14 protein-coding genes and 12 tRNA genes are annotated in these 15,491 nt (G+C 45.0%); 22 read left to right on the top strand and 4 right to left on the bottom strand.

Features of this window, described 5'->3' with window-relative positions:
- Nucleotides 1-88: 88 nt before the first annotated feature.
- The 6 genes from proC (at nt 89) to hemW (ending at nt 4,285) form a co-directional block, all read left to right on the top strand.
- Nucleotides 89-907 (top strand): pyrroline-5-carboxylate reductase, encoded by an 819-nt coding sequence (proC, locus tag VEA_RS04520; RefSeq protein WP_012841394.1) that lies wholly within the window; start codon nt 89-91, stop codon nt 905-907.
- 52 nt (nt 908-959) lie between these two features.
- Complete coding sequence (locus tag VEA_RS04515; RefSeq protein WP_012841393.1) at nt 960-1,517, top strand: YggT family protein; 558 nt, start codon at nt 960-962, stop codon at nt 1,515-1,517.
- Nucleotides 1,517-1,807, top strand: coding sequence for a DUF167 family protein YggU (gene yggU / locus VEA_RS04510; RefSeq protein WP_005393980.1), 291 nt, complete (start codon nt 1,517-1,519; stop codon nt 1,805-1,807). Before VEA_RS04515 ends, yggU begins: the two co-directional genes overlap by 1 nt.
- Before the next feature lie 128 nt (nt 1,808-1,935).
- Complete coding sequence (locus VEA_RS04505) at nt 1,936-2,367, top strand: DUF4426 domain-containing protein (RefSeq protein WP_005393982.1); 432 nt, start codon at nt 1,936-1,938, stop codon at nt 2,365-2,367.
- A gap of 118 nt (nt 2,368-2,485) precedes the next feature.
- Nucleotides 2,486-3,088, top strand: a complete 603-nt coding sequence (locus tag VEA_RS04500; RefSeq protein ID WP_006743095.1) for an XTP/dITP diphosphatase — start codon at nt 2,486-2,488, stop codon at nt 3,086-3,088.
- Between the two features lie 18 nt (nt 3,089-3,106).
- Nucleotides 3,107-4,285 carry a radical SAM family heme chaperone HemW gene (hemW, locus tag VEA_RS04495; RefSeq protein WP_006743096.1) on the top strand — a complete coding sequence of 393 codons (1,179 nt, stop codon included), beginning with the start codon at nt 3,107-3,109 and terminating at the stop codon, nt 4,283-4,285.
- Nucleotides 4,286-4,375: 90 nt separating this feature from the next.
- On the opposite strand, the gene glsB is transcribed toward hemW, so the two are convergent.
- The 3 genes from glsB to trmB all read right to left on the bottom strand — a co-directional run bounded on the left by glsB (nt 4,376) and on the right by trmB (nt 7,160).
- The gene (gene glsB, locus VEA_RS04490; protein WP_005393987.1) at nt 4,376-5,296 is read right to left on the bottom strand and encodes a glutaminase B; all 921 of its coding nucleotides are present in this window, start codon (nt 5,294-5,296) and stop codon (nt 4,376-4,378) included.
- A 98-nt stretch (nt 5,297-5,394) separates the two neighbouring features.
- Nucleotides 5,395-6,423: a TRM11 family SAM-dependent methyltransferase gene (locus VEA_RS04485; protein ID WP_006743098.1), complete on the bottom strand. Its 1,029-nt coding sequence runs from the start codon at nt 6,421-6,423 to the stop codon at nt 5,395-5,397.
- Between the two features lie 17 nt (nt 6,424-6,440).
- Nucleotides 6,441-7,160 (bottom strand): tRNA (guanosine(46)-N7)-methyltransferase TrmB, encoded by a 720-nt coding sequence (gene trmB, locus VEA_RS04480; protein ID WP_006743099.1) that lies wholly within the window; start codon nt 7,158-7,160, stop codon nt 6,441-6,443.
- 203 nt (nt 7,161-7,363) lie between these two features.
- On the opposite strand from trmB, the gene mutY reads away from it, so the two are divergent.
- From mutY to VEA_RS04400, 16 genes are all read left to right on the top strand, one after another.
- Nucleotides 7,364-8,440 (top strand): A/G-specific adenine glycosylase, encoded by a 1,077-nt coding sequence (gene mutY, locus VEA_RS04475; RefSeq protein WP_006743100.1) that lies wholly within the window; start codon nt 7,364-7,366, stop codon nt 8,438-8,440.
- Nucleotides 8,441-8,459: 19 nt separating this feature from the next.
- Entirely contained in the window at nt 8,460-8,732 is a 273-nt protein-coding gene (locus VEA_RS04470; protein WP_005381002.1) for an oxidative damage protection protein, read from the top strand.
- Between the two features lie 78 nt (nt 8,733-8,810).
- Nucleotides 8,811-9,929, top strand: a complete 1,119-nt coding sequence (mltC, locus tag VEA_RS04465) for a membrane-bound lytic murein transglycosylase MltC (protein ID WP_012841392.1) — start codon at nt 8,811-8,813, stop codon at nt 9,927-9,929.
- A gap of 119 nt (nt 9,930-10,048) precedes the next feature.
- A tRNA-Phe gene (locus tag VEA_RS04460) sits at nt 10,049-10,124 on the top strand.
- 66 nt (nt 10,125-10,190) lie between these two features.
- Nucleotides 10,191-10,266: transfer RNA gene (locus tag VEA_RS04455), tRNA-Thr, on the top strand.
- Between the two features lie 7 nt (nt 10,267-10,273).
- Nucleotides 10,274-10,349 (top strand) — tRNA-Phe (locus tag VEA_RS04450).
- Between the two features lie 54 nt (nt 10,350-10,403).
- Nucleotides 10,404-10,479: transfer RNA gene (locus tag VEA_RS04445), tRNA-Asn, on the top strand.
- A gap of 70 nt (nt 10,480-10,549) precedes the next feature.
- A tRNA-Thr gene (locus VEA_RS04440) sits at nt 10,550-10,625 on the top strand.
- A 7-nt stretch (nt 10,626-10,632) separates the two neighbouring features.
- Nucleotides 10,633-10,708: transfer RNA gene (locus VEA_RS04435), tRNA-Phe, on the top strand.
- Between the two features lie 38 nt (nt 10,709-10,746).
- Nucleotides 10,747-10,822 (top strand) — tRNA-Asn (locus tag VEA_RS04430).
- A 307-nt stretch (nt 10,823-11,129) separates the two neighbouring features.
- Nucleotides 11,130-12,755, top strand: a complete 1,626-nt coding sequence (locus VEA_RS04425) for a methyl-accepting chemotaxis protein (protein WP_012841391.1) — start codon at nt 11,130-11,132, stop codon at nt 12,753-12,755.
- 233 nt (nt 12,756-12,988) lie between these two features.
- Nucleotides 12,989-13,064: transfer RNA gene (locus tag VEA_RS04420), tRNA-Phe, on the top strand.
- Nucleotides 13,065-13,117: 53 nt separating this feature from the next.
- Nucleotides 13,118-13,193 (top strand) — tRNA-Thr (locus VEA_RS04415).
- A 15-nt stretch (nt 13,194-13,208) separates the two neighbouring features.
- A tRNA-Asn gene (locus VEA_RS04410) sits at nt 13,209-13,284 on the top strand.
- Between the two features lie 40 nt (nt 13,285-13,324).
- Nucleotides 13,325-13,400 (top strand) — tRNA-Thr (locus tag VEA_RS04405).
- A gap of 15 nt (nt 13,401-13,415) precedes the next feature.
- Nucleotides 13,416-13,491 (top strand) — tRNA-Asn (locus VEA_RS04400).
- 283 nt (nt 13,492-13,774) lie between these two features.
- Here VEA_RS04400 and VEA_RS04395 read toward each other — a convergent pair.
- Nucleotides 13,775-15,211 (bottom strand): NAD-dependent succinate-semialdehyde dehydrogenase, encoded by a 1,437-nt coding sequence (locus tag VEA_RS04395; RefSeq protein ID WP_012841390.1) that lies wholly within the window; start codon nt 15,209-15,211, stop codon nt 13,775-13,777.
- Nucleotides 15,212-15,491 lie beyond the last annotated feature (280 nt).

Raw genomic sequence — 15,491 nt, 5'->3', positions numbered from 1 at the left:
CTCGCCAATAGGAGCAGTAAGTAACAGCGGCGCCATTATACACCTGAGCGCACAACAAACTCTAAATATCATGATGGAAATCAGACAAATGGAACATAAAAAAATCGCCTTCATTGGTGCTGGCAACATGGTGAGAGCCATTGTTTCTGGCTTGGTTGCTAACGGATACCCAGCGCAAAACATTACCGCGACAGCGCCTTCAGAGGCACGCCGTCTTCCGCTAGAACAAGATTTTGGCATCCGTACCACCAGCGATAACATCCAAGCTGCGACCGAGGCGGATGTGGTGGTATTGTCTGTGAAACCGCAAATGATGGCTGATGTTTGTAAACCACTGCAAGCGATCGATTTCACTAATAAACTGGTGATTTCTATTGCCGCTGGCATCAACTGTTCACGATTGGATGATATGCTAGACACCAAATTGAACTTGGTTCGTGTTATGCCAAATACGCCATCACAACTTGGGTTGGGCATGAGTGGTTTATTCGCACCAGCCCATGTAACTGAGCAAGACAAAGCTTTTGCTGCAGAGTTAATGGAAGCGGTCGGTAAAGTATGTTGGGTTGAGCAAGAGTCTGGCATCAATAATGTGATTGCCGCAGCTGGCAGTGCTCCGGCATACTTCTTCCTGTTTATGGAGGCGATGCAAGCAGAAGCGATTGCTCAAGGCTTTGATAAAGACACCGCTCGACTATTGGTTCAGCAAGCTGCATTGGGCGCGGCCAGTATGGTGGTTAGCAACCCAGAAACTGAGCTATCGACCCTGCGTGAGAACGTGACATCGAAAGGTGGGACAACGGCTGAAGCACTGCGTACATTCAACGAACATCAACTTTCAGATATTGTTGCTAAAGCCATGCAAGCTGCTGTGGCTCGCGCGGAAGAAATGGAAAAACTGTTTTAATTATTTGGATGAACTCCGTTTAGTATCATCCATCACTTGTTAAGGGTACCTTATGAATTCAATGAGTTTTCTCATCTCAACCCTATTTGACCTGTACATCATGGTCGTAATTTTGCGAATTTGGTTGCAAGCTGCACGCGCAGACTTCTACAACCCATTCTCGCAATTCATAGTAAAAGCGACTCAGCCGGTCATTGGTCCACTGCGCCGCATTATCCCTTCCGTGGGGAATATTGACCTAGCAACAGTGTTGTTTGCCTACGTGTTGTGTGTGCTTAAATTTGTCGTTCTGATCCTGATAGCTTCGAACGGTTCCGTCTCTTTCAGCGCTGATTTCTTGTTCTTGGGCTTGTTATCATTAATCAAAGCCGCTGGAGGTCTGCTGTTCTGGGTACTATTGATCCGTGCAATTTTGAGCTGGGTAAGCCAAGGTCGCAGCCCTATCGAGTACGTATTCCATCAATTAACCGAGCCAATGTGCGCACCAATCCGTCGTATTATTCCGGCTATTGGTGGTCTTGATTTGAGCGTACTGGTACTGTTTATCGGCTTGCAGTTCGCGAACTTCTTGATGGGTGATATCATTGGTCCAATTTGGTTCCAGTTATAATGTCAGCCGCAGTTTGGCAAGATGGCGAGGACATCATCCTAAAGCTCTATATTCAACCTAAAGCAAGCCGCGATAAAATTGTTGGCTTGCATGGTGAAGAGCTCAAAATCGCCATTACTGCTCCACCTGTCGATGGCAAAGCTAATGCGCACCTAACTAAGTTCTTAGCCAAGCAGTTTAAAATCGCTAAGGGTTTGGTTCACATAGAAAAAGGTGAATTAGGACGGCACAAACAAATTCGGATAGAATCACCTACCCAGATACCGACAGAAATTAAAGCCATCTTATGATGGCTTTTTATTTACAATTTTGTACCACACTTACTAATACCAACGACTGAGTACGCATTTTTTACCCCCTGACCAAGGTAAAATTGCGGCTATGGTTGTTTTATAACAAGTGCTTTGAGGAAGTAACAATGAGCAAATGGATTACCGCATTACTGATCAGCCTATTGTCGTTACCAAGCTTCGCCGATCAGTTTAAAAATATGAAAGATATCGAAGTACACTATGTCGCGTTTAACTCGACATTCTTAACACCGAAAGTCGCACGTAGCTACGATATCAAGCGTAATGGATACCTCGCTGTGGTTAATATTAGCGTGCTAGATAGAGCTTCATTGGGTAAACCTGCATTAGAAGCAAAAATTGCTGGACGCGCGAAAAACCTCATCGGCCAAACTCAGACCTTGTCCTTTCGTGAAGTCAAAGAAGGCAATGCGATATACTATTTAGCCGAACTGCCAATTACCCACGAAGAAACTTTTACTTTCGATATTGACGTAAAAGCTGGAAACAAAGGCTCAGGTAAGCTTAAATTCACCCAGAAGTTTTATGTTGAAGAGTAATTGGGTTGTGATGATCCAAAAGCTTTTGGATCTAAGCAGGCTAAAAACCACTTATTAGTTAAAGAATATCTAGAGGAGAACGATTTGTTCTCCTCTATCACTATTAAAAGAGATTCCCATGAAAAAAATTGTGCTAGCAACCGGTAACCAAGGCAAAGTTCGTGAAATGGCAGATTTATTGTCTGACTTCGGTTTTGAAGTATTAGCGCAAAGTGAATTCAATGTATCGGAAGTAGCAGAAACGGGTACAACCTTCATTGAAAACGCGATCATCAAAGCTCGCCATGCCGCACAAGAAACAGGGCTTCCTGCGATTGCAGATGACTCTGGCTTAGAAGTCGATTTCTTAAAAGGCGCTCCGGGCATTTACTCTGCACGTTACGCAGGCGAGAGCGCATCTGATCAAGAGAATCTAGAAAAATTGCTAGCGGCAATGGAAGGCGTACCAGAAGCAGAGCGTACAGCACGTTTCCACTGTGTATTAGTCCTCATGCGTCACGAGAACGACCCAACGCCTATCGTCTGCCACGGAAAATGGGAAGGCCGCATTCTAACTGAAGCGCACGGTGAAAATGGCTTTGGCTACGACCCAATCTTCTTTGTTCCTGAAGACAACTGTGCGTCAGCCGAACTTGAACCTGCACGTAAGAAACAACTGTCTCACCGCGGTAAAGCGCTCCAGTCGTTGTTTGCTCAACTATCTGAGCAAGTGTCTCAGTAATCACGAGCGAATTAGACCATGTTAACGCCCCCAGCACTCAGCTTGTATGTACACATCCCTTGGTGTGTACAAAAGTGCCCGTATTGCGACTTTAACTCTCACGCGCTCAAAACCGAGATTCCAGAAGAAGAGTACATCAGTGCCCTTCTAGAAGATTTGGATACTGACATTGAGAAATACCGCCTTAACGAAGCGCCACGTCCACTGCATTCAATCTTCATTGGTGGTGGTACGCCGAGTTTGATTTCGGCAGAAGGCATCGAGCGTCTACTTAAGGGCATTGAAGCGCGTATTCCGTTCAAGCCTGAAATCGAAATCACCATGGAAGCGAACCCAGGCACTATCGAAGCAGGGCGTTTTGTTGGCTACCGCAAAGCTGGTGTAACGCGTATCTCTATCGGTGTGCAAAGCTTTGAGCAGCAGAAGCTTGAGCGTTTGGGGCGCATTCACGGCCAAGACGAAGCCGTCAATGCTGCTAAGCTGGCGCACCAAATCGGTTTGAACAGCTTTAACCTCGATCTCATGCACGGCTTACCTGATCAAAGCATCGAACAAGCCTTGGCAGATTTGGACAAAGCGATTGAGTTGGCACCGCCGCACTTGTCTTGGTATCAGCTGACCATCGAGCCAAACACCATGTTTTACTACAAGCCACCAACGCTACCTGATGATGATGATTTGTGGGATATTTTCGAGCTCGGACACCAAAAACTTGCAGCCGCGGGTTATGTGCAATATGAAATCTCGGGTTACAGCAAGCCGGGCTATCAGTGTCAGCACAACCTCAACTACTGGCGCTTTGGCGATTACCTTGGTATTGGTTGTGGCTCTCATGGCAAACTCAGTTTTACCGACGGGCGTATTATTCGAACGACAAAGGTAAAACACCCGCGTGGCTATTTAGCGGCTTATCAAAATATGGTCAAACCTTATCTGCATACAGAACATGTCGTCGCGGATGAAGATCGTCCATTCGAGTTCTTTATGAACCGATTCCGCTTAATGGAAGCATGCCCGAAGCAAGATTACGTGGACACAACAGGCTTACCGCTCAGTACGATTCAAGAAACTATTGATTGGGCGTTAGAAATGGGCTACTTGAGTGAAACCGCCACTCATTGGCAAATTACTGAAAAAGGGAAGCTCTTCCTTAATGACTTGCTCGAAGCCTTTATGGCCGAAGAAAGCGAAGAGTAACGCAACCCAAAAACAAAAAAAGCCTCTCAATTGAGAGGCTTTTTATTTAGAAACAGTACCATCCTAAATAAGGTTGACACACTTCCAACATTAGAAAATTGAACGGCCAATTCGCTCAGAGAGCAGCTCAAGCGCCTTAGTACCAGCAAGCGAGTTACCTGAAGGATCAAGCTCTGGAGACCATACTGCAATGGTCATTTCGCCAGGTACTACCGCGATAATGCCACCACCGACACCAGACTTACCAGGCATGCCAACACGATAAGCAAACTCGCCCGCGCCATCATACAGGCCACACGTTGCTAACAGCGCATTAAGTTGTTTGGTTTGCACGGGAGAAACAACGGGCTTACCCGTTTGTACCGATGTGCCCTTATTTGCCAAATAGCTAAACGTTTTAGCCAAGTCGACACAGCTCATCTTCAGTGCACAAGCGTGGAAGTAGTTTTGCAGCACTGGGATTACTTCATTTTCGAAGTTACCAAACGAGCGCATGAGATAAGCAATCGCCGCATTCCTATCACCATGCATCATTTCGGATGCCGCGACGACTTTGTCATACACAATATGAGTATCACCAGAAAGCTGACGTACAAATTCCAATAGGCGCTGACGAGGTGCAGATAAGCGAGTTTGCAACAGATCCGCCACAACTATCGCTCCAGCATTAATAAAAGGATTGCGAGGAATACCTTGCTCCATTTCTAGCTGGATTAGCGAGTTAAATGCCTGCCCCGAAGGCTCTTTTCCCACTCGAGACCAAATTTCTTCTTGCTTGTACAAGCACATCGCTAACGTCAAGCTCAATGCTTTTGAAATAGATTGTATAGAGAAAGGTTCATCGGCATCGCCCGCCTTAATAACCTCACCTTCGTTGGTGTATACCGCAATACCTAACTTGTTGCTGGGTACTTTTGCCAGAGCAGGAATGTAATCAGCCACTTTGCCTTGGCCGATTAAAGGGCGCACTTCCGCCAAAATATCTGTCAAAATTTCCACTGTCGGTTTCATTCTCTACCTTCTATTTACAAGAGAACTCGTTGAGCTCAGAGGTAAAAAAAGCCAACGTGTCGTTGGCTTTTCCATAGGGTTCGTTCGACTCAAGTCGATTATGGTTTTACTGCCACAATAATATTGCGGTTGATAGATTGATCAACACGGTGAAGATAACCGATGTAAGGCTCTTCTGAAAGTACCTTCCAACCTTGCTCTTCAAATAATGCCGCGACGTCTTTCCATTTCAACGTAAATTCATTAAAAGACAACACCACTGAACCTTGTTTTTTCAATACCACTTTCCATGCAGGCAGAGCCTCGTTTAAAAGCTCTAGTGGGCTCCGGTTCAGTTTGCTGTCCTTGGCATTTTTGCTGCCGTGCTGCACGCCGTAAGGCAAGTCAGACACCATCACATCAACTGAGTTCTTTTTCACGACTTGATCAGCGATACGTGTATCAGCCGAATACAGCTTCATAAACTGAAGGTTGCCTTGGTTGTAATCTTCTTTATTTGCTGCAGCTTCAACCACGAAACCATCCGCCACTTTCTTGCCACCCGCAGTGCGCTTTTCTTTGCTCACTTTGTGCTTAAAGCGGCCATTCTTCATGAACTTAACGATAAAGGTCTGGATCTCTTGCACCCACTTGGCATTGATCTCTACCCCTACCACGTTCAAACCGTGGATCAAGCCTTCAAATAAGGTTGTACCTTTACCACACATTGGATCCATTAAGGTCAGCTGCTCACTTCCCGTATTGGATGCACTAATGCCGATATTCACCATCAAGCGAGTAAACTGCTCGTTTGTTTTACCGGTATAACGCAGAATCTGACTCATGCTTTCCGGGAAAGTATTGAACGCTGGCGCTTGAATTGGTCGAAGTAAACCATCTTCGCACACTTCAAATAGTGCATAGTAAATCGAAGAGGCTGCGATTCTTCGCGTCTGCTCATCGCTTAGAGCTTCCTGACAAGAAAACACCAACGCAGCAGGTAAGCCAACCTCTTTACTACCAATTTCTGTCACATCCACGCCTTGTGAAGCTAAAATTGCTTTTAGCTCTGAACAGGCAATGGTCATTGCGCTATCAAAGTAAATTCGGTTATGACCCGGATTCGCTAATATCGCGTAATGGTACATCCCATGAACTCCTCTAGTTACGCGATACGCTTATATTTGATATCCCACACACCGTGACCAAGACGGTGACCACGAGCTTCAAACTTCGTTAAAGGACGGTCGTCTGGACGAGGAACGAAATCACCATCTTTAGCAATGTTTTCGAAACCTGGTGCTTGGTTCATAACTTCAATCATGTGCTCTGCGTAGTTTTCCCAGTCTGTCGCCATGTGGAAAATACCTTCATTAGGGATCAGCTTCTCACGAACCATTTCAGCAAAACCTAATTGAACGATGCGACGCTTGTGGTGACGTTTCTTGTGCCAAGGGTCTGGGAAGAACAACTGCAGTGTCGATAGGCTGCCGTTTGGAATCATATGCTCAAACACTTCCACTGCGTCATGGCACATCACACGCAGGTTAGTAACTCCCGCCTCACGCGCATCCGCAAGACAAGCACCAACACCCGGGCTGTGTACTTCGATACCAATAAAGTTCTTCTCTGGTGCATTCTTTGCCATTTCAACCAGTGAAGCACCCATACCAAAACCGATCTCAAGCACTACTGGGTTATCGTTGCCAAACACTTCTTTCCAATCGAGAAGTTCAGCTTTGAAGTCAATACCCATCGTTGGCCAGCATTCATTCATCGCGCTCTCTTGACCTTTAGTCAAACGCCCTTCACGGCGCACAAAGCTGCGGATTTTGCGGATCAGCTTTCCGTCTTCGTTGTATTCGTTAGTGGTTACTTCACTCATTGATTTTGCCTGCACATTGATTAATCAAAGCGGGGATTATCCAAAGAATTTACTGAGGTGCAAGTATTTGTTGAGCTCTTGGCCTATGGCAGCCCAAAAGCAATAGCACACCTCTTTATATCCCTACTGTTTATCCGTTGTACTTCTTGCCCATTATGTGGTGCAATTTTGCACCTAACCAATAATAGAATACAGAGCAAGTCGTGACACCTTTCGCCAGTGCCATCCTAGAATGGTATGACGCATATGGAAGAAAAGATCTTCCGTGGCAACAAAATAAGACCGCATACAGTGTCTGGTTGTCTGAAATCATGCTTCAGCAAACTCAGGTCACTACGGTTATTCCGTATTACCAACGTTTCTTGGAGCGTTTTCCAACCGTTATCGATCTTGCCAATGCTGAGCAAGATGAAGTCCTGCACCTTTGGACTGGCTTAGGGTATTACGCCCGAGCCCGTAACCTTCACAAAGCAGCACAAGAGGTCGCCTCTACATACAATGGTGAGTTTCCTCTTGATATAGAGAAAATGAACGCCTTACCGGGGATTGGCCGCTCTACCGCAGCCGCCGTTTTATCGTCTGTGTATAAACAACCACATGCGATTCTTGATGGCAACGTGAAGCGCACCCTATCCCGCTGTTTCGCAGTCGAAGGATGGCCAGGACAAAAAAAGGTTGAAAACCAGCTGTGGGAAATTGCCGAAACGCATACCCCACAAACGGACGTAGATAAGTATAACCAGGCAATGATGGACATGGGCGCAATGGTCTGCACTCGCAGCAAACCCAAATGTAGCCTCTGCCCTGTGGCGGATCTGTGTGTGGCAAAACAACAAGGCAATGTGCTCGACTACCCGGGTAAAAAACCGAAAAAAGACAAGCCAATCAAGCAAACTCGTTTTGTAATGCTTCACCACAACACCGAAAGTGGTCATGAAGTGTGGTTAGAACAAAGACCACAAACAGGCATTTGGGGTGGCTTATTTTGCTTCCCACAAACCGAACATGTGGATGTAGAAAGCGACATTGAATTGCTACTGGATCAACGTGGCATTCAAGCCAGCAATATCAAGCAGCAGCAAACACTGATTACCTTTCGCCATACCTTTAGCCATTACCACCTCGATATCACGCCAATTTTGATTGATTTATCAAAGCAACCGGACGTGATAATGGAAGGCAACAAAGGTCTTTGGTATAACTTATCTAAACCTGAAGAAGTCGGTTTAGCCGCGCCAGTAAAACTATTGCTGGAAGCGCTACCCCACGAACTTCGTTAATTGAATACAAGGAGTCATTATGAGCCGCACTGTATTTTGTGCTCGACTAAAAAAAGAAGGCGAAGGTCTAGACTTTCAACTTTACCCTGGTGAACTAGGTAAACGCATTTTCGACAACATCTCGAAAGAAGCGTGGGCTCAGTGGCAACACAAACAAACCATGTTGATCAACGAAAAGAAACTCAACATGATGGATCCAGAGCACCGAAAACTGATCGAAACAGAAATGGTAAACTTCCTCTTTGAAGGAAAAGACGTTCATATCGAAGGTTACACACCGCCGAGCGAATAAAGTCGCTTGAGTTAAAACAATGACATCACAACCACTTGTGGTGTCATTTTTCTATTACCTTCAATAGCCCTGATACTTATGAAAAAAATTGTCTTTATTGCTGCCGCACTTTTAATGGCTGGCTGTAGCCGTGAATTCGTCGAAAAGATTTATGACGTCAACTACGAGCCCACAAACCGTTTTGCCAATAACTTAGCTGAGCTACCTGGACAATTTGAAAAAGATACCGCCGCGTTGGATGCCCTGATCAATAGTTTCTCTGGTAATATTCAAAAGCGCTGGGGTAAAAAAGAAATTAAGTACGCAGGCAAAAGTAATTACGTCAAATATATCGATAACTACCTTAGCCGTGCCGAAGTCGACTTTCGCAAAGGCGTGATCACGATTGAAACCGTATCACCGACCGAGCCCCAAAAGCACCTCAAAGAGGCGATTGTCACTACCTTACTCACGCCAGACGACCCAGCTCACGTCGACTTGTTCTCCTCAAAAGGAATCACGTTAGAAGGGCAACCATTTCTGTATAAACAAGTTGTCGATCAAGACAATAAGCCAATTCAGTGGTCTTGGCGGGCAAACCGATTTGCGGAGTATCTCATCGCAAACAAAATCAAAACCAAAGACGTTGATTTCAAGAAAGCGTATTACGTCGAAATCCCCATGGTTGAAGACCATTTTTCAACACGCAGCTACCAATACGCCGACATCGTGCGCCGAGCTTCCAAGAAATACGATATTCCAGAAGATTTGATATACGCCATAATTAAAACCGAGAGCAGCTTCAACCCGTACGCGGTAAGTTGGGCAAATGCGTATGGCTTAATGCAAGTTGTACCTAAAACCGCCGGTCGAGACGTATTCAAGCTCGTGAAAAAGCGCTCAGGCCAACCAAGCCCGGAATATTTGTTTAATCCAGAAAACAACATCGATACCGGTACTGCGTATTTCTACATCTTAAAAAATCGTTATTTAAGAGAAGTCCATCACCCAACCTCTCTCGAGTACAGTATGATTTCAGCTTACAATGGTGGTACTGGAGGTGTTTTAAACACATTCCATCGCAGCGATCGCAAACGCGCAATGCAAGATCTTAATTCGTTGCAACCCAACCAAGTTTATTGGGCACTAACTAAGAAACATCCGAACGCAGAAGCACGTCGTTACCTAGAAAAAGTTACAAATTCAAAAAGGAATTAACTCAAAGCAAACTTTGTAGTGACAGTTGAATAAAAAGCGTTCGAACAAGCACTTTTTTGAAATTATTTAAAAAAAGTGGTTGACGCAAAGCGGGAAAATCCGTTTAATAGCGCTCCGTCGCCCGGATAGCTCAGTCGGTAGAGCAGAGGATTGAAAATCCTCGTGTCGGTGGTTCGATTCCGCCTCCGGGCACCACAATTTGATTTGTTGGTGTCTTAACGAAATGTTATAACACGGACAAAAGCACAAAGAATAAAGCGTGCCGACTTAGCTCAGTAGGTAGAGCAACTGACTTGTAATCAGTAGGTCACCAGTTCGATTCCGGTAGTCGGCACCATTCTTTTGCCTCGATAGCTCAGTCGGTAGAGCAGAGGATTGAAAATCCTCGTGTCGGTGGTTCGATTCCGCCTCGAGGCACCATATTTGGTGCGCTTGCTTAATTTAAATCATTGGCAAGACACAAAACAGGATAGTTCCTCCTTAGCTCAGTTGGTAGAGCGACGGACTGTTAATCCGCAGGTCACTGGTTCGAGTCCAGTAGGAGGAGCCAAATTCAAGAATTTCATGAAAATGAGATTCTTAAAACGAAGAGTTCATCTCTTCTAAAAAGAATAAAGTGTGCCGACTTAGCTCAGTAGGTAGAGCAACTGACTTGTAATCAGTAGGTCACCAGTTCGATTCCGGTAGTCGGCACCATTCTTTTGCCTCGATAGCTCAGTCGGTAGAGCAGAGGATTGAAAATCCTCGTGTCGGTGGTTCGATTCCGCCTCGAGGCACCATTATTTGGTGTCATTGCTAAACACGATACACGAATAATTCCTCCTTAGCTCAGTTGGTAGAGCGACGGACTGTTAATCCGCAGGTCACTGGTTCGAGTCCAGTAGGAGGAGCCATTTTTAAAAGCCGCATCTTTTGATGCGGCTTTTTGGCATCTGCCCTACGTTCATTTCATTCCCCCTGTTTCTCTGTTTCTCTGTTTCTCTGTTTCTCTGTTTCTCTGTTTCTCTGTTTCTAGCATCGCAAAATATTAAGCCCAATCTCTAAAAAATACTTATTTTACGCTAAAAATTTAATCCTCATCATAATTTCAATACGCATTAGTATGCGCGAATATTCATCTTCACTAAGATGCCCGAGTTATTACATTTCTTCTTTTAGCTATGCCTTGCATAGTGATGACACTTTATTTGTGAGCCAAATATGAAACTAAAAACTCAAGCCTATTTATTATCTGCGATCATATTGCTAGCACTCCTAGCACTGACCGCAACGGGCTTATGGACACTTCGCGTCGCAAGTAACCTTGATAACAAAGCTCGGGTTACTGAGCTATTCAAAAGTGCGTACAGCATTCTTACCGAAGTAGAAAAAATGGCTATCGAAGGCAAAATGCCAGAGGACGAAGCGAAATCATTAGCCACTCGCCTACTTCGTAATAATATCTACAAAGACAACGAATACGTTTATGTCGCAGATGAGAACATGATTTTTGTTGCAGCTCCGCTTGACCCTCAATTACATGGCACAAGCTTTCACGACTTTCGTGATGGAGATGGCAACAGCGTCGGCCAACTTATCTTAGATGTTTTGGGGCGCAAAACAGGTCAAATCGTCGAATATACCTGGAGTCAAAAGCAGGCCGACGGAAGCATTGAAGAAAAACACTCTATTGTCGAGAAAACACCACATTGGGGCTGGGTTGTAGGTACAGGGATCGGCTTTAATGAGGTAAATGCTCGCTTCTGGGCTACCGCTCAATGGCAGCTTGTACTGTGTTTAGTTATCGCGGGGAGTATTCTCGGTGGCCTGATAATCTCGATTCGCAAGATGCTCAATCTACTTGGTGGAGAGCCAAACGATGTGCGCAAAGCCGTTCAAGCTGTCGCACAAGGCGACATTCAGACCAGTTTTGATGCAGTGGCGCCGAGAGGAAGTATCTATCGTGCGGTGCAAGATATGAGTCAATCACTAGCCACTATGGTGACAAACCTTGAGAAATCCATGCACGCACTGCGCGCTGAGTTATCTGCCGTAGAATCTCGCTCAAATACGATTGCCGATCTCACCGTATCCCAGCAGCAGTCAACAGCAATGATTGCCACTGCGATGACTGAAATGGCATCTTCAGCCAACCATGTTGCCAACTCGGCAAGTGATACAGCAAACAACACAGACGAAGCCGATAAACAAAGTCAGCATACTCAGAAGCTGATTCACAGTACTGTTGAAAACATTCAAGGTTTGGCTTCTCAATTAAATACTGCAAGTAAAGCGGTCGCCGATCTAGATCAGGATGTAAATAGTATAGTGAAAGTGCTCGATGTAATTGGCGATATTGCAGAGCAAACAAACTTACTCGCACTCAATGCTGCCATTGAAGCAGCACGTGCCGGAGAGCAAGGTCGAGGCTTTGCCGTTGTTGCCGACGAAGTGCGTAACCTGGCAGGCCGAACACAAGATAGCACTAAAGAGATTCAGCATATGATCTCCAACCTGCAAGAAGGTTCCCGTAACGCTATTCACACAATGGAAGTGTGTGCAGAAACCAGTGAGGGCACAGTAACAGAGTCTAAGAATGCCTCTGAAGCTCTGCAGCAAATTGTAACGGCGTTAGAATCTATCACCGCAATGAGCCAGCAGATCGCGACCGCAGCAGCCGAACAAACTCAGGTTAGTGATGATATTGCGCTGCGCGTCAATCTTATCGAGGAAAGCGGAAGCCAGCTCAACTCTGTGGTAACGGAGAGTCAATCAAGCACTCAAAGTTTAGCTTCGCTGGCGGATGAGCTAGAAGGCTGGGTAAACAAGTTCTCTGTAAAGCACTAGGTTAAAGTCAATTGTTTAGTATAAAGCACGTTTTCAAGCGTGCTTTTTTTGTTTTTATCCATTTACTCTACTTTCAAACTCCTATCTCTCCATTAAAGAAAGCTTAGTTAATGGTGTATTTGTATCAAAAATGCATAAAAACAGCCCACTCCGAGCACATTTTCATCAAACGATATTTTATTTTAATTTTATGGTTGACCTAAGAGCCGAAAAACCGTTTAATACACCTCGTCGCCCGGATAGCTCAGTCGGTAGAGCAGAGGATTGAAAATCCTCGTGTCGGTGGTTCGATTCCGCCTCCGGGCACCACAATTTATTAATTGTTGGTGCTTAGCACGAACAATAGTTAAAGAATATAGTGTGCCGACTTAGCTCAGTAGGTAGAGCAACTGACTTGTAATCAGTAGGTCACCAGTTCGATTCCGGTAGTCGGCACCACTTATTAAAATTTGTTCCTCCTTAGCTCAGTTGGTAGAGCGACGGACTGTTAATCCGCAGGTCACTGGTTCGAGTCCAGTAGGAGGAGCCATTTTTCAGTTAGTAAGTCGATTACTTATTAACGAAAATGTGCCGACTTAGCTCAGTAGGTAGAGCAACTGACTTGTAATCAGTAGGTCACCAGTTCGATTCCGGTAGTCGGCACCACTTATTAAAATTTGTTCCTCCTTAGCTCAGTTGGTAGAGCGACGGACTGTTAATCCGCAGGTCACTGGTTCGAGTCCAGTAGGAGGAGCCATATTAGAAAAAGCCGTATCTCTTGATACGGCTTTTTTGCATTGGTTTAAAGTCAAACTCTTTTCTACTCATGTCACTCAGGAAAGAAAGTCAGAGTTTAGATCATTACCTTGAAGGCATCGCTTAACTTAAAGTGGAATATCTGCTCACCAACAACTCTGCTTTCTATCGATAGTCCCACCATAAGCAATGTTCACCAATAAATAATAATCATAGTGGGTGGCACACATCTCCCAGATCAAAAAAGCCAGGTAAAACCCAGCTTTTTGCTTAAATCAACCAACTCAGCTTAAACCACCGAGACAAATATACTTTGTCTCCAAATATTCATCGAGCCCTTGTTTCGCACCTTCTCGGCCAACTCCTGACTCTTTCACTCCACCAAACGGGGCCACCTCAGTAGAAATAATCCCCTCATTGACACCAACCATGCCGTATTCCAGACCTTCGCTGAAAGCAACAATACGCTTGAAGTTATTCGTGTAGAAGTAACAAGCCAAACCATACTCTGTGTCATTCGCCATTCCGAGAACTTGTTCATCATTCTCAAAGGTAATAATAGGTAACACAGGCCCGAATAGCTCTTGCTGAACAATCGACATATACTGCTTGACGCTATCCAAAAGAACGGGCTCCATAAAGCGCCCAGAGCGTCTCTGCGGGGAGTTGGCAATAGAAGCTCCTTCTTGTACGGCTTGATCGATCACTGCCTCTAGGCGATGTTTAGAAGCCATCGTAATAACAGGACCTAATGTGACACCTTTCTCTAAACCATTACCAAGCTGTAATTTGTTTAACTTCGACAATACTTTTTCAATAAAAGCTTGTTTTACATCTTCATGGACATACAGCCGATTGGTACAAACACATGTTTGCCCTGCATTACGGAACTTCGAAGCGACAAGCCCTTCCGCAGCCGCATCTAAATCTGCATCGTCAAAAACAATAAAAGGTGCATTACCACCTAACTCCATCGAAACCGCTTTGACAGAGTCACTGGCTTGTTTCATCAAAATCTTCCCGACTCGCGTAGAGCCCGTAAAAGAAACTTTCTTAATCCTAGGATCAGTACTTAGTACTTGGCCAAACTCAGCTGCCTGCTCTGATACCACCACAGGAAGCAGTTCTTTTGGGATTCCTGCCTGATAAGCTAATTCAACAACAGCAATTGCAGTAAGAGGAGTAAGCTCAGAGGGCTTGATCAACATGCCACAGCCTGCCGCCAGGGCTGGTGCTGCTTTTCTTGTAATCATCGCAATAGGGAAGTTCCACGGCGTAATTGCAGCGCATACCCCTACAGGCTGGCGAATAGCAGACAGACGTCGATCTGTCGTGGGGGCAGGTATAACTTCGCCATAAGCACGTTTGGCTTCTTCTGAGAACCACTCGACAAAAGAGGCGCCATACATCACCTCCCCTTTACTCTCGGTTAATGGTTTCCCCTGCTCTAAGGTAATAATTGTGGCAATGTCTTCTGCATTATCAAGGAGTAATTGATACCACTTTTTCAAGCGACGAGAGCGCTCTTTGGCACTTAACTTTGCCCAACGAACTTGCTCAGTTTTGCACTGACCAATGAGAGTATCTAACTCCTCTAGACTACTAGGCTTTAACCGAACTAACTCTTGCTCAGTTGCAGGGTTGATGACCACAATTCCCTCTTCGGAAGACCATTGCTTAAATACGGATTTCAAGGTTTCATTTTTTATTTGTTGCATCATCAAACTTACTCCTACGAGAACTCCTCTTAGGTTAATCGTTACTAGCAAGATCAGCAAAGAAAACACAGTTTTCTAAAAGACATGAATGTTCGAATGACTTTACTCTCTTAACAGTCTAGACGCTCATTCTCTTCCAATGACTAAATCAGACTAGCGGTAACAAACTCCAGCAATCCATTCTCCTAGGGACTATCCAGAACACTAGAACGATGAATATTTGCGAAGTAGCAGTAGAAAACTCTTATTAGAGAGGAGCGTTAACGAAATACGCAGTGACAAG

The organism is Vibrio antiquarius (genome assembly GCF_000024825.1).
Classification (GTDB): Bacteria; Pseudomonadota; Gammaproteobacteria; order Enterobacterales; family Vibrionaceae; genus Vibrio; species Vibrio diabolicus.
Note: the sequence above shows the minus strand (reverse complement) of the source record. Positions and strands in the feature narration are given on the sequence as shown.

What these genes read in the sequence shown, in the direction of transcription:
- proC (WP_012841394.1), top strand. Translation starts at nt 89, where the DNA reads ATGGAACATAAAAAAATCGCCTTCATTGGTGCTGGCAACATGGTGAGA.
- glsB (WP_005393987.1), bottom strand. Translation starts at nt 5,296, where the DNA reads ATGAAACCGACAGTGGAAATTTTGACAGATATTTTGGCGGAAGTGCGC.
- hemW (WP_006743096.1), top strand. Translation starts at nt 3,107, where the DNA reads ATGTTAACGCCCCCAGCACTCAGCTTGTATGTACACATCCCTTGGTGT.
- yggU (WP_005393980.1), top strand. Translation starts at nt 1,517, where the DNA reads ATGTCAGCCGCAGTTTGGCAAGATGGCGAGGACATCATCCTAAAGCTC.
- VEA_RS04505 (WP_005393982.1), top strand. Translation starts at nt 1,936, where the DNA reads ATGAGCAAATGGATTACCGCATTACTGATCAGCCTATTGTCGTTACCA.
- VEA_RS04470 (WP_005381002.1), top strand. Translation starts at nt 8,460, where the DNA reads ATGAGCCGCACTGTATTTTGTGCTCGACTAAAAAAAGAAGGCGAAGGT.
- VEA_RS04485 (WP_006743098.1), bottom strand. Translation starts at nt 6,423, where the DNA reads ATGTACCATTACGCGATATTAGCGAATCCGGGTCATAACCGAATTTAC.
- VEA_RS04515 (WP_012841393.1), top strand. Translation starts at nt 960, where the DNA reads ATGAATTCAATGAGTTTTCTCATCTCAACCCTATTTGACCTGTACATC.
- mltC (WP_012841392.1), top strand. Translation starts at nt 8,811, where the DNA reads ATGAAAAAAATTGTCTTTATTGCTGCCGCACTTTTAATGGCTGGCTGT.
- VEA_RS04425 (WP_012841391.1), top strand. Translation starts at nt 11,130, where the DNA reads ATGAAACTAAAAACTCAAGCCTATTTATTATCTGCGATCATATTGCTA.
- VEA_RS04395 (WP_012841390.1), bottom strand. Translation starts at nt 15,211, where the DNA reads ATGATGCAACAAATAAAAAATGAAACCTTGAAATCCGTATTTAAGCAA.
- VEA_RS04500 (WP_006743095.1), top strand. Translation starts at nt 2,486, where the DNA reads ATGAAAAAAATTGTGCTAGCAACCGGTAACCAAGGCAAAGTTCGTGAA.
- trmB (WP_006743099.1), bottom strand. Translation starts at nt 7,160, where the DNA reads ATGAGTGAAGTAACCACTAACGAATACAACGAAGACGGAAAGCTGATC.